Genomic DNA, 13,248 nt, shown 5'->3' with positions numbered 1-13,248 from the left:
GCATGGCCGAACGAATCGAATGAGGAGACCACCACCATGCGGCGTGTCCTCGGCGTGATCGACCGAGCGGTCGGCCTCCTCGCGCTCGTCGCGACGGGGCTGTCGGCGGCGCTTCTCCTCGCCTCGCTCGCGCTCGTCTCCTACTCGGTCGGGATGCGCTACTTTCTCAACCGGCCGATCCCCTGGGTGGACGAGCTCGTCGGCTATCTCCTCGTGGGCATCGTGATGCTCGCCGCCGCCGATGCGCTGCGGCGGGGCGAGCACATCGCGGTCGACGTGCTCACGACGCGGCTCGGTCCGCGCATGGCGCGGGCGATCGAGGCGCTCGGCCAGGTCGCGGTGTTCCTGGTCGGCGCGGCGCTCCTCTATGGCGGATTGCAGACCGTCGCCTTCACCCAGATGCTCGGCATCCGCTCGACGGGCTATCTCTCCGTGCCGATGCACATCCCCCAGATGCTGATCCCCTTCGGCGGGGCGCTCCTCGCGCTCGCCGCGCTCGGGGGCCTGCTGCGCATGGCGATGGGTCTGCCCTCCGCCGTCGAGGCGGGTGGGGCGCATGGCGCGCCCTCCGCCATCACCGAGCCGGAGGAGCGGCGTTGAGGCTCTTCTTCGTTCTCGGCGGGCTCGTTCTCGTCATCCTCACCGGCATCCCGGTCTTCGCCGCGCTCGGCCTGTTCGGCGGTGCGCTGATGCTCGCCGGCGGCGGCTCGATCGGCGCCGTCGGCGAGATCGTCTTCGGCAAGCTCAACATCTATCTCCTCGTCGCGATCCCGCTGTTCACGCTGATGGCGCACATCATGATCCGCGGGCGGATCGTCGACGATCTCTACGGCACCGCGCACACGCTCCTGCGTCATCTGCCCGGCGGGCTCGGCGTCGCGACGGTCGCCGCCTGCACGGTCTTCGCCGCCATCTCGGGCTCGAGCGTCGCCACCGCGCTGACGATCGGGGCGGTCGCCGTGCCGCAGATGCTGCGCTACGGCTATTCGGACAAGGCCGCCTACGGCGTCGTCGGCGGCGGCGGCACGCTCGGCATCCTGATCCCGCCGTCTGGGCCGATGGTGCTCTTCGCGGTCATCGCGGACGCCTCGATCGGCCAGCTCTTCATCGCGGGCGTGCTGCCCGGGCTGATGATCGCGGCCATGTTCTCGCTGTGGTGCATGGTCTCGCAGGGGCGCTCGACGACCGTGAAGCGGCTGCCGCGCGCGAGCCTCGGAGAGGTCGCGACCGCTCTGCGCAAGTCCTTCTTCGCATTGTGCCTGCCGATCTTCGTGTTGGGCGGCATGTATCTCGGCGTCTTCACCGCGACCGAGGCCGCCGGCGCCGGAGCGCTCGCCGCGCTCGTCGTGGCGATGGGGATCTACCGCACGCTCTCGCTCGCCGATCTGTGGCGCTGCGCGATGGACGCGGCGCGCACCGCTGCGATGATCTTCATGATCCTCGCGGCCGCCGCCGTGTTCAGCCACGTGCTCACCAAGATGCGCATTCCGCAGGAGATCGTGGCGCTCGTGACCACCTACGGTCTCGGCCAGCTCGAATTCCTGCTCGCGGTGATGCTGATCGTCTTCATCCTCGGCATGTTCCTCGAGACGATCTCGATCATCCTCATCACCACGCCGATCGTGCTCCCCGTGCTCGCCGCCCTCGGCATCGATCCGATCTGGTACGGCATCCTGTTGATGATCAACCTCGAACTCGCGCTGATCACGCCGCCGGTCGGCATGAACCTGTTCACGATCAAGGCGATCGCCAAGGCACCGATCGAGCGGATCATTCTCGGCGTCGTGCCCTACGCCGCGATCCTGCTGGTCGGCCTGATGCTGGTCCTCGCCTTCCCGCAGATCGCGCTCTGGTTGCCCTCGACGATGATGGGGCGGTGAGCGCGGCTCGTCGTTCGTTCGACGGCTGTCATCAAGTCAGTCGCGCCGATAGGTTGAGCGCGCCACCGGTGTCATCCCCGGCCGGAGGTCGCTTGCGACCGGAGGGGAAGGGGACGAGAGCGTTAAAATTGCTTGCGGAGCAAGCGCTTGCGGCGGCGTCTAGCCGCCTGGTCGGCGGCACGACAGTGTGCTCCGCACACGTCTTGTGCTGGGTCCCCTTCCCCTGCGCACGCTACGCGTGCTCCGGCCGGGGATGACACGGAGGGGCCGCCCCGACGGTGTCATCCCGGGCCGCGAAGCGGACCCGGGACCTAGATCCTCGACGATTGTCCGAGCGCGCATGTCGCGCTCGCTCGGCTCCCTTTTCAGCATCGACCGTCGCAGAAACGCAGCCTACAGGCTGCGACTGAGACGTTGCGGATATGGATCCCGGATCGCCTTTGGCGTCCGGGATGACAACCCAGAAGAACGATCTCCAGCCGCTCAGATGAACACCACCACCAGCGCGAGCGTGACCGCGACGATCGCGCCGGCGATCCATCGGTAGTTCTTCCAACGCGGCAGATCGGCGAGGTCCTTCGTCTCCTCGTGCCAGAAGCGGCGGCTCCAGACGAGCTCGTCGGGCTCGTCGAGGTCGGGCGGAGAAGAGAGGAAGGTGATCGCGCCGAAGACGGCGAGGGAGACGAGGAACATCACGCCGGTGCCGTAGAGGAACTGGATCTCCCACAGCCCGAGCACCTCCGCGCCCGCGAAGCCGACGAGGCCGAGCGGAATGCCGATCGCGAGCGTCCAGAAGGCCGCGTGCCGGGGCGGGCGGGCGCTGAACAGGCCGCCGAGGAAGACGACCACGACCGGCATGGTGATGTAGCCGAGGAAGGACTGGAAATATTCGACGATGCCGCCGAAGGTCGCGATCACCGGCGCCCACGCGGCCGCGATCACCATGAACACGCCGACCAATCCCTTCGAGAGGAGGAGGAGCCGGCGATCCTCCCAATCGACGCGTTTCTTGACGAAATCGTTGACGACGAGCGAGGCGCTGCCGTTGAGGACGGAATCGACCGTCGACATCAGAGCCGCGACGAGCGCCGCGAGCGCGAGGCCGCGCAGGCCCGTCGGCAGGAAGTCGAAGACGAGGGCGGGCCAGATCTGATCCTGGTCTTCGAGGTCGGGGAAGATCGCGCGACCCATCAGGCCGGGCAGGATCAGGAGGAAGAGGAGCGGCACCTGCATGAAGCCGGCGAACAGGGCGCCCCAGCGGCCGTGATTCACGTCCTTGGCCGCGAGCACCTTCTGCACGACCATGTGGTTCGTGGTCCAATAGTAGAAGCCGAGCCAGATCGCGCCGGTGAAGATGCCCGGCCAGGGGAAGAAATCGTCGTCGGCGGGCTTGGCGATGGTCAGCCCGTCCTCGGGCGCGGCCGCGCGCACCGCCTCCCAGGAGCCGAGCTCGATGAAGACCATCACGAAGATCACGCCGCCGGCGAGGAGCAGGAGCACGCCCTGGATGGTGTCCGTCACCATCACCGCCTTGAGCCCGCCCAGGATGACGTAGATGCCGCCGAGAAATGCGATCGCCGCGATCAGGATCCACAGCGGCGTTTCGGGAAACAGGAGCTGCAGCGTGATCGCGCCGGCGAACAGCGCGCCCGCGCTGTCGATGAAGATCGCGGTGCCGACCGAGAAGGCCGAGAACGTCGTGCGCGCGCGCCCGTCGTAGCGGCGCTCGAGGAACTCGGGCATCGTCGAGACCTTGGCGCGCAGGTAGAAGGGCAGGATGAACAGCGCGAAGAACACGAGGACGAGGGTCGCGATCCACTCGTAGTTCCACACGGCGATGCCGTCGCCGTAGCCCGCGCCCGCAAGCCCGATATAGGAGGTGCCCGAGAGGTTCGCCGCCATCAAGGAGAAGCCGATCAGCGGCCAGACCGCGCCGCGGCCGGAGAGGAAGCTGTCCGCGTCCTTCTGCGAGCGGCCGATCCACCAGCCGATGAGGATGATGCCGATGATGTAGGCGACGGCGATCGCGATATCGATCGTACCCACCTCGAAGCGCGGCTGCATCCTCTGGTGCTCCTCACAACGCGGAGAGGAGGACGTGCGAAGCCGCACCTTCGTTCCATCGCAGGCACGCCGAGGCGGGCGGCTCAGGCGAGCGCGGCGGCGAGCGTCTCGAGGAGCGCGGCGAGGTCTTCCTGCCGGAAGGGCTTGGCGAGGCGCGGGAGGTCGACGCGCTCGCCGTTCGGCAATTCGGCATAGCCCGTCGCGAGCGCGACCGGCAGGCCCGGCCGCTCGGCGCGGATGCGCGCGGCGAGCTCGGTGCCGGTCATGCCCGGCATCGCGTGATCGGTGACGACGATGTCGATCGGCTGCCCGCTCGCGAGAATCGCGAGCGCCTCGGGGCCGGATTCGGCCTCGATCGGCTCGTGGCCGAGGTCCTCCAGCATCGAGGCGGTGCCCATCCGCACGAGGGCGTCGTCGTCGACGACGAGCACCGACAGGGGACGCGGCGACGCACCGGGCGCGGTGGCGGCGCGGGCAGGGGAGGGGACGGCGCCGGCGGGCGCATCCGGCGCGCGCGGCGTCTCGCTCGCACGCGGCAGCCACAGGCACACCCGCGTGCCGGCGCCGGGGTGGCTGTCGAGGGTGAGCGCGCCGCCGGACTGGACGGCGAGGCCGTGCACCATCGAGAGGCCGAGCCCCGTGCCCTTCCCGACGCCTTTGGTGGTGAAGAAGGGCTCCGTCGCCCGCCGCAGCGTCGCGCCGTCCATCCCTGCGCCCGTGTCGGCGACGGAGAGGCAGAGATAGTCGCCGCTCGGCAGGCCGTGCGGGGCGGGCGCGCCGGCGCGCGCGGCGATGGTGAGCGTTCCCCCGCCCGGCATCGCGTCGCGGGCATTCACCGCGAGGTTGAGGAGCGCGAGTTCGAGCTGATGCGCGTCGACGGCGACGAGGGGGAGATCGTCGGGAAGCTCGGTCACGATGCGCACGCCCGGGCCCAGCGAGCGGCTCAGGAGCTCGATCATGCCGCCGACGAGCGCGGACAGGGACACGCTCTGCGTCTGCAGATCCTGGCGCCGCGCGAAAGCGAGGAGCCGGCGCGTCAGCGAGGCGCCGCGCTCGGCGCCCTGGACGGCGCCGTCGAGGAGGCGCAGCGACCGCGGATCGTCGCCGATGCGCTTGCGCAGGAGTTCGAGGTTGGAGAGGATCGCCGCGAGCAGGTTGTTGAAGTCGTGCGCGACGCCGCCGGTGAGCTGGCCGATCGACTCGAGCTTCTGCGCCTCGTAGAGCCGCGAGAGCGCCTCCTCGGCGGCGAGGGTGCGCTCGTGGACCTGGCGGCGCAGCTCCTCCTGATAGCGCATCCGGTCGGTGACGTTGCGACCGACGCCGACATAGCGCACGAGCCGCCCGTCCTCGTCGCGCACCGCCACGCCCTGCGACCAGACCCAGACGAGACCCTGCGGCGCCCTGATCCGGAACTCGATCTCGAAATCCTCGCCGCGCTCCATGGCGGTGCCGACCTCCTCGCCGATGCGCGAGGCGTCTTCCGCATGGACCAGGGCGAGCGTCGCCGCGAAGGTCGGCGGCAGCGTGCCGGGAGGCAGCCCCAGAGCGGGCTCGGCATTCGATCCCCAGGCGATGGTCAGCGTCCGCAGATCGATCTCCCAGGAGTACATCTGCGCGGCCTCGGTGGCCATGCGCAGGGAGCGCTCGGAGCGGCGCAAGCGCTCCTCGCTCTCGCGCAGGGCCTCCTGGGCGGCGCGGGTCTCGCTCACGTCGATCGTGGTGCCGACGACGCGCACCGGGGTGCCCGTCGCGTCGCGCACGATGTTGCCGCGATCGGCGAGCCAGACCCAATGGCCGTCCTTGTGGCGCGCGCGCACCTCGGTCGCGAAGCGCGTGGCGCCGGCCGCGACGAGGCTCTCGACGCGCGCCTCGCAGATCTTGCGATCCTCGGGGTGGATCTGCTCGCGCCACCAGGCGAGGCACGGCTCGACCTCGTCGGGCGCGTAGCCGAGCACCTCGTGGAGGCCGGCGGAGCGCACGACGGCGTTCGTCGCCACGTCCCAATCGTAGACGAAGCCGCGGAAGGCGAGGGTGGCGAGGCGATAGCGCTCCTCGCTCGCCCGCAGCGCCTCCTGCGTGTCCTTGCGATCGGTCACCTCGCGCAGCACGCCGACGAGCCGCCGGTCCCCCTCGACGGACACCACCTTGCCGCTCCACGCGATCCAGCGTCGGCCGCCATCGGCGAGGGGTATGCGGAATTCCTCGGCGAAGGCCCCGCCGGTCCGCGCCACCTCCGCGATCGCCGCCTCCACCCGCGCGGCGTCGTCCGGGTGGATGCGTGCGAGGAGCGTGCGACCGTCTTCGTCGGCGGCGTCGGGCGCGAGGCCGAACATGGCGTCGACGGACGGGGAGCGAATGCAGCGCAGAGTGTGCAGGTCGAGCTCGGCGTCGCCCATGCCCGCGGCTTCGAGCGCCAGACGCAGGCGCGTTTGCGTGTCGAGCGCCGGCGGCGCATGTTCGCGATCGATCGACCGAGCCGTCACCGTCCCGCCCTCGAGAGCCGCTCGCGCGGGGCTTTCCGCCCGCTTCCGGCGATCATCCTAGGCCATGCCCGCGAGCGTCGCAATCGCGGCGAGCGCAGGTGGTTTTCGCGACGCCTCTTTCGTCCCGGCGCGGGGCTTCCTATCTTCCCCTCTCGAAAGTCGGAGAGGACCATGAATACCACCGCCACCTTCTCGCCGTCGGAAATCCTCCGTCGGTTCAAGGCCTGGGAGATCGTCTTCGTTCTCCTCGCCTTCCTGATCTTCTGGCCCGTCGGCCTCGCCTATGTCGCCTGGAAGCTCTGGCGGCTGAAGGAGGAGGGCGTGTGGGACTGGCCGAAGACCGGCAACGGCGCGGCCTCCTGGAACATGCGCTTCGACCAGTTCGGCGGCACCGGCAACGCGGCCTTCGACGAGTACAAGCGCATGCGCATCGCCGAGCTCGAGGCCGAGCGCCGCCGCCTCGAGGAAGAGAGCCGCGCCTTCGCGGATTTCCTCGACGAGCTCAAGCGCGCCCGCGACCGGGAGACCTTCGACCGCTTCATGCACGAGCGCCGCGCGCGCCGTCAGGAGACGGGCGAGCCCCGCAGCGAGGGCTGAGAGTTCGGAGATTTCTCTCGGGGTGTCATCCCGGACGCCGAAGGCGATCCGGGACCCAGAACCACGACGCGTCGGTCGCAGCCTTTAGGCTGCGTTTCTCCGACGAAAGCTGCTCAAATGTAGCGGAGCGAGCGCGGCATGCGCGCTCGAGCTTTCGTCGAGTTTATGGGTCCCGGGTCCGCTTCGCGGCCCGGGATGACAGCCTTCGAGCGGGTTCCGAGATATGACGCCGGCGGGTCTCACCCGCGATACGACGGAGAACGAGGGCGGCGTGCGCAGCGCCGCCCTTTTTTCGTGGTGCGCGCCGCCGGCCGCCGTCCTTAACCCTTCGTCAAGGACATCGCGACGATTCTCGCCTCATGTCGCGTCGCGTATCGACTGCCCTCCTCGCTTTTACGGCCGTGCTCGCGCTCGCGGGCTGCGGGTGGTTCGATTTCGAGGAGCGCGAGGCCTGGCGCGGGCAGGCGGAGGCGCAGTGCCTGCGCGAGCGCCGGGTCGAGCCCTCCGCCTACATGTCGTTGCGCCCGGCGATCAACGGACCGGGCATCTGCGGGATGGACCATCCCCTCCAGGTCACCGCCCTGTCGGGCGGGGCGGTGTCGCTGCGCCAGGACGCCGTCCTCAATTGCCCGACGGTCGCTGCGACGCAGGATTGGCTCGACGCCGTCGTCCAGCCCGCCGCGATGCTGCATCTCGGGGCGCGCGTCACCGAGATCCATTCGGGCTCCTATGCCTGCCGCACCCGCAATTCCCAACGCGGCGCGCGCAAGTCCGAGCACGCCTTCGGCAACGCGGTCGACGTGATGTCCTTCACCCTGGAAGACGGCCGCACGATCACCGTCGCGCGCGGCTGGCGCGGAGCGCCGCAGGAGCGCGACTTCCTGCGCGAGGCGTTCGTCGGTGCCTGCGGAATCTTCACCACCGTGCTCGGGCCGGGCTCGGACGCCTTCCACCACGACCATTTCCACCTCGACCTCGCCCGCCACGACGCCCGCGGCGAGCGCCGCGTCTGCCGCCCGCAGATCGATTTCCGCTCGCGTCTCGACGAGATCCCGGTCGCGCAGACCCCTGCGGCGCGCACGCCGAGCCCGCTTCCCGACGCTCCGCGGGCGGGGACGCTCCCCACCGATCCCCTGCGCCGGGCGCTGGGGATCATCGGCCTCTATTGAGCCCCCTCACGCGGGCAGGCGGACCGTGGCGCGAAGGCCGCCGAGCGGGCTGTCGTCGAGCGAAATGTCGCCGCCATGGGCGCGGGCGATGTCGCGGGCGATGGCGAGGCCGAGGCCGGAGCCGCCCTCGTCCTGGTTGCGCGCCTCGTCGAGCCGCACGAAGGGCTTGAACACCTCCTCGCGCATCGCCTCGGGGATGCCGGGGCCGTCGTCGTCGACCGTCACCGTGAGCCAGCGCCCCTCGTGGACGGCGTCGACGGCGATGCGCTCGCCGTAGCGCGCGGCGTTCGACACGAGGTTCGACAGCATGCGCCGGAAGGCGTCCGGCCGCACGATCACCGTCGCGTCGCCCTCGATACGGACGGTGGCGGGGTGGCCGTGGCGCATCGCGTCGCCGACGAGCTCCTCGACGAGCGCGCGCAGATCCGTCTCCACCGCCTGCTCGCCGGCGTCGCCGCGGGCGAAGGCGAGATAGCCCTCGAGCATGCGGCTCATCTCGTCGACGTCGCGGCGCAGATCCTCGATCTCCTCGCCCTTGCCGATCAGCGCGAGCGAGAGCTTGAAGCGGGTGAGGATGGTGCGCAGGTCGTGGCTGACGCCGTTGAGCATGGTCATGCGCTGGTCGCGCGCGCGCTCGATGCGCCGCTTCATCTCGATGAAGGCGTGGCCGGCCTTGCGTACCTCGCGGGCGCCGCGCGGGCGGAACTCGACGTCGCGCCCCTTGCCGTAGCTCTCCGCGGCGTCGGCGAGCGCGGTGATCGGGCGGATCTGGTTGCGCAGGAACAGGATCGCGATGCCCATGAGGACGAGCGAGGAGCCGACCATCCACAAGAGGAAGATGTGCGAGTTCGAGGCGTAGGTCTGGCTGCGCCGCGCCATGACGCGCATGACGCCGTCGTCGAGCTTGACCCGGATCTCGACGAGATTCGAGCGCCCGACCGTGTCGATCCAATAGGGCCGCGAGATGCGCGCGCCGAGCTGCTCGGAGAGCGCGGCGTCGAGGATCGAGAAGAAGGGTTTGGGTCCCGGCGGCGGCAGGTCGACGCCGCGGATGATCTCGACGTCGAGCCCGAGCCTCTGGGCCGCGATGCGCCGCAGGGTGCGGCCCTCCGGATCCTGCGGATAGGTCTCCCAGACGTCGATGAGCGCCGCGACGTCCGACGACACGGCCGAGGAGAGCCGCATCGTCACGGTCTGCCAGTGCCGCTCCATGAAGATATAGGCGATGATCGATTGCAGGAGCACGATCGGCGCGATGATGATGATCAGCGAGCGCGCGTAGAGGCCCTTCGGCATCAGCGAGGCGAGCCAGCTCGCGCTTCTGTCGTAGGCGGCGCCGGAGGTCGCGAGCGGACGCCAGAGCGCGCGCAGGACGCCCCGCCCGCGCGGGCGCGCTCCGCCGTGCTCCGCGCCCGTCGCGGTGTCGGCGCCGATGCGGCTCATCGATCGACGACGAGGCGGTAGCCGATGCCGCGCACGGTCTGCAGGATCAGCGGGTTGGCGGGGTCGAGCTCGATCTTGCGGCGCAGGCGGTTGATCTGGACGTCGACCGTGCGCTCGTTGAGGGCGCCGCCCTGGCCCGCGAGCTCCTCGCGCAGCACGTTCGCGCCGGCCTTGTGGCCGAGGATCGTCAGGATCTCGCGCTCGCGCTCGGTGAGGCGGATCGGCTCGTCGCCGCGGCGCAGCTCGCCCCGATCGAGCCGGAAGACGAAGGGGCCGAAGCGGAGCTCCTCGGGATCGGCGACCGCAGGCGCCGGCTCCTGGGTGCGGCGCCGCAGCACGGCGGAGAGCCGAAGGACGAGCTCGCGCGGCTCGAAGGGTTTCGCGATATAGTCGTCCGCCCCGATCTCGAGGCCGGTGATCCGATCGGCGGTCTCCGAGCGGGCGGTCAGCATCAGGATCGGCACGTCCGAATCCGCGCGCACCGCGCGGGCATAATCGAAGCCGGTCTCGCCGGGCATCATCACGTCGAGCACGAGGGCGTCGAACACGAGATGGGCGCTCTTGGCGCGGGCCTCGGCGGCGCTCGCGGCGGAGGTGACGCGAAACCCGTTCTCGACGAGGAAGCGGCCCAGGAGCTCGCGCAGGCGTCGGTCGTCGTCGACGACGAGCACGTGCGGCGCGTGATCGGGCACCTCGACGCGGATCTCGCCGCGCGTCTCCCCGATCTCTTGCCCGGCGATGTCCCCCATCCGCTACCCTCCTCGGCTCTCGACCGCGCGCGGCGACGGCCTGGCGATGCGGCGCGCGACCTCGGCGCGCTCGTTCGGTTCGATCATGCCCAGAAGATAGGCCGAAATCGCGGCACGCGCCTGCGGAGACGCGTCGGCGAGCGCGCGGCGCACCCGAGCCGATTGCAGCCGCGCGAGCTCGAGGCCGAGTTCGGCGCCCGCGCGCGTCGTGAACAGGAGCCGCTGGCGCCGGTCCACCGTCCCCGGCCGGCTCTCGACGAAGTCCTTCTCGATCAGCTCCTTCAGCACCCGGTTGAGGCTCTGTTTGGTGATCTTGAGGATCTCGAGGAGCTCGGCGATCGTCAGCCCCGGATTGCGGGCGACGAAGTGGAGGACGCGGTGGTGCGCCCGCCCGAAGCCGTAGCGGTCGAGGATGCGGTCCGGCTCGCTGACGAAGTCCCGATAGGCGAAGAAGAACAGCTCGATGAGGTCGTAGGCCGGCGCGTCGTCGCCCGCGGCGTCCTGCCCGTCCGCTCGGCTCCCGTCCGCGGCGGGCGCGAAGAGCGCGCGCGGCGTCTCTTCGAGCGCGGCTTGCGTGTCGAGCGGTCCCGGTGCGGGGGCCGGCTTTGCGGCTGCCTGTGTCACGCCGAAAAATCCATCCGTCTCTTATGTCAGCCTTGTTGACATATCTCAGGCCGATTGTTACTCGTCAACCCCGATCGGCGAAACGATGGTTCGTTATCGCTGCCCTACCGGCAACGGCGTGTCTCGTGCGCCGCCGTCGCCGCATCATTCCTGTGCACGCTCATCACGGAGTTGCGATCCATGTCACCGGTTCCCTTCCATCAACGGGACGGCTGGATCTGGCTCGACGGCGTCCTCACGCCGTGGGCCGAGGCCAAGCTGCACGTGCTCTCTCACGCGCTGCATTATGGCTCGGCGGTATTCGAGGGCGAGCGCGCCTATGGCGGGGCGATCTTCAAGTCGACCGAGCATTCCGAGCGCCTGCGCCGCTCGGCCGAGCTCCTCGATTTCGAGATCCCCTACAACGTGGCGGAGATCGACGCGGCGAAGGACCTCGTGCTCGCCAAGAACGGCCTCGTCGACGGCTATGTGCGCCCGATCGCGTGGCGCGGCTCGGAGATGATGGGCGTCTCGGCGCAGGCGAACACCATCCACCTCGCGATCGCGGCGTGGGAATGGCCGAGCTATTTCAATCCCGAGGAGCGGCTCAAGGGCATCCGCATCGACATGGCGCGCTACCGCCGCCCCGATCCGGCGACCGCCCCGTGCCATTCCAAGGCCGCGGGCCTGTACATGATCTGCACGATCTCGAAGCACGAGGCCGAGCGCAAGGGCTATGCCGACGCCCTGATGCTCGACTGGCAGGGCCGCGTCGCCGAGTGCACCGGCGCGAACGTGTTCTTCACCCGCGACGGGGCGATCCACACGCCGATGGCCGATTGCTTCCTCGACGGCATCACCCGGCGCACGGTGATCGACCTCGCCAAGCGGCGCGGCTTCGAGGTGATCGAGCGGCGGATCCTGCCCGAGGAGCTGGCGACCTTCAACGAGTGCTTCATCACCGGCACCGCGGCCGAGGTGACCCCGGTCTCGGAGATCGCCCGGCACAAGTACCAGCCGGGCAACATCACCCGCACGCTGATGGAAGACTACATGGCCGAGGTGCAGCCCAAGGCGCGCGCGGCCTGAGCTTCGGCTGACGGTTCCCGCGCTGTCATCCCGGGCTCGCTTCGCGCCCGGGAAGGACAGCGTGGAATGATTTGCAGGCTTCGAGCCGATCGGGCCTCGCGCTCACGGCTCGTCGACCGAGCCGCGCGAGGCGGCGAACGAGGCGATCGGCTCGACCCGATAGCACGCCCCCTTCGCCTCGCCCATCTCGAAGCGCTCGTCCGCGAGGAGTCGCTCGCGCAGGCCGTCGAGACCCCCGGCGGCGTGCTCGGCGACGAGGAGGACCGCGCGGCGCGTCGCCTCGGGAAACTCGGGCGAGGGCATCGCCACGCCGATGTCGAGCCCGTCCGGGCAGGTGTCCATGAAGGCGGGCAGGCTGCAGGCGCCGCAGGCGAGATACCGGCCGCCGCCTCCTTTCCATCTGTAGAGCGCGTCGAGGACGCATTCGTGCGTTCCGAACAGGACCACCACGTCCCCCGGAGGAGCGACGGGGTCGTCGAGCCGCCCGAGGGCGCTCACACGACCGGCCACGCGCGGATCGTCCAGGAAGAGCGTCTCGAGACGCCGACCATGGGTCGCGCGCTCGCTGGCGATCGCGATGCGTGCGCACGGCGCGAGCGCCTCGAAGAGGGCGTCCATCTCGGCGCGCGCGCTCGGGCAGAGGCGCAACGCACCGGTCTGCGCCGCGAGGAGCGGCCGGGTGGCCGCGGTGATCAGGAGGGGCACCGACGCGTCGCGGTAGAGGGGGGCCGCGGCCGCCGCGGCGTCGCTGTCGCAGTGCCCGATCACCGCGTGCACGCCCGCCGCGAGGAGGCTGCGCGCGGCGATCATCGCGAATTCGGGATCGTTGCGATCGTCCGCCGCCTCGAGCGCGATCCGCAGGCCCGGAACCGAGGTCCGGGCGGCGACGAGGCCGCGCGACGCCGCTTCCATGAGAAGCGCGCCGTGTTCGGATTGCGGCCCCGTCAGGGGGCCCACGACGCCGATGCGAACGAATGCCGTCAAATCAGGCTCCCCGATCCGCGCCACCGGAGGGACGCTCGCCGGCGCTCCCGGCAATTCTGAATTATAGCGCGATCCGACACGGATTCGCAACCCTCGCGCACATCCGCCCGGTGCCTCGCACGAAGACCCGCATGGTCTCGCCATCCCCGCACGGGAGGGCGCATTGCGGGGCGCGGGTGCCGATGCT

Annotated in this window: 11 protein-coding genes; 5 read left to right on the top strand and 6 right to left on the bottom strand. The window is 70.1% G+C overall.

The features are described 5' to 3' along the window. Positions 1-36: 36 nt before the first annotated feature. Positions 37-600, top strand: coding sequence for a TRAP transporter small permease (locus tag ACK4UM_RS08360; protein ID WP_409797713.1), 564 nt, complete (start codon positions 37-39; stop codon positions 598-600). Further along, complete coding sequence (locus tag ACK4UM_RS08355; protein ID WP_409797711.1) at positions 597-1,880, top strand: TRAP transporter large permease; 1,284 nt, start codon at positions 597-599, stop codon at positions 1,878-1,880. The genes ACK4UM_RS08360 and ACK4UM_RS08355 overlap by 4 nt, the downstream gene beginning before the upstream one ends. A gap of 483 nt (positions 1,881-2,363) precedes the next feature. Here the strand turns inward: ACK4UM_RS08355 and ACK4UM_RS08350 are convergent, their stop codons facing one another. Continuing rightward, positions 2,364-3,944 carry a sodium:solute symporter family transporter gene (locus ACK4UM_RS08350; protein WP_409797709.1) on the bottom strand — a complete coding sequence of 527 codons (1,581 nt, stop codon included), beginning with the start codon at positions 3,942-3,944 and terminating at the stop codon, positions 2,364-2,366. An 83-nt stretch (positions 3,945-4,027) separates the two neighbouring features. Next, positions 4,028-6,427: a PAS domain-containing protein gene (locus tag ACK4UM_RS08345; protein ID WP_409797707.1), complete on the bottom strand. Its 2,400-nt coding sequence runs from the start codon at positions 6,425-6,427 to the stop codon at positions 4,028-4,030. A gap of 171 nt (positions 6,428-6,598) precedes the next feature. Here ACK4UM_RS08345 and ACK4UM_RS08340 point away from each other — a divergent pair, with 171 nt between their 5' ends. Then, positions 6,599-7,024, top strand: a complete 426-nt coding sequence (locus ACK4UM_RS08340) for a DUF2852 domain-containing protein (protein WP_409797705.1) — start codon at positions 6,599-6,601, stop codon at positions 7,022-7,024. Between the two features lie 359 nt (positions 7,025-7,383). After that, positions 7,384-8,193: an extensin family protein gene (locus ACK4UM_RS08335; protein ID WP_409797703.1), complete on the top strand. Its 810-nt coding sequence runs from the start codon at positions 7,384-7,386 to the stop codon at positions 8,191-8,193. Between the two features lie 6 nt (positions 8,194-8,199). Here ACK4UM_RS08335 and ACK4UM_RS08330 read toward each other — a convergent pair whose 3' ends face one another. Genes ACK4UM_RS08330 through ACK4UM_RS08320 form a run of 3 tightly spaced genes read right to left on the bottom strand, consistent with a single transcriptional unit; the run spans position 8,200 to position 11,009 of the window. Beyond that, positions 8,200-9,636 carry an ATP-binding protein gene (locus tag ACK4UM_RS08330; protein WP_409797701.1) on the bottom strand — a complete coding sequence of 479 codons (1,437 nt, stop codon included), beginning with the start codon at positions 9,634-9,636 and terminating at the stop codon, positions 8,200-8,202. Further along, complete coding sequence (locus tag ACK4UM_RS08325) at positions 9,633-10,385, bottom strand: response regulator (RefSeq protein ID WP_409797699.1); 753 nt, start codon at positions 10,383-10,385, stop codon at positions 9,633-9,635. Before ACK4UM_RS08325 ends, ACK4UM_RS08330 begins: the two co-directional genes overlap by 4 nt. A 3-nt stretch (positions 10,386-10,388) precedes the next feature. Then, complete coding sequence (locus ACK4UM_RS08320; RefSeq protein WP_409797697.1) at positions 10,389-11,009, bottom strand: MarR family winged helix-turn-helix transcriptional regulator; 621 nt, start codon at positions 11,007-11,009, stop codon at positions 10,389-10,391. Between the two features lie 180 nt (positions 11,010-11,189). On the opposite strand from ACK4UM_RS08320, the gene ACK4UM_RS08315 reads away from it, so the two are divergent. Next, positions 11,190-12,077, top strand: a complete 888-nt coding sequence (locus ACK4UM_RS08315; RefSeq protein WP_409797695.1) for a branched-chain amino acid aminotransferase — start codon at positions 11,190-11,192, stop codon at positions 12,075-12,077. A 102-nt stretch (positions 12,078-12,179) separates the two neighbouring features. Here the strand turns inward: ACK4UM_RS08315 and ACK4UM_RS08310 are convergent, their stop codons facing one another. Next, positions 12,180-13,061 (bottom strand): ABC transporter substrate-binding protein, encoded by an 882-nt coding sequence (locus tag ACK4UM_RS08310; RefSeq protein ID WP_409797693.1) that lies wholly within the window; start codon positions 13,059-13,061, stop codon positions 12,180-12,182. Positions 13,062-13,248: the final 187 nt, after the last annotated feature.

The organism is Salinarimonas sp., assembly GCF_046292825.1.
Taxonomy (GTDB): Bacteria; Pseudomonadota; Alphaproteobacteria; order Rhizobiales; family Beijerinckiaceae; genus Salinarimonas.
This window is presented reverse-complemented; position numbering and strand designations above follow the sequence as displayed.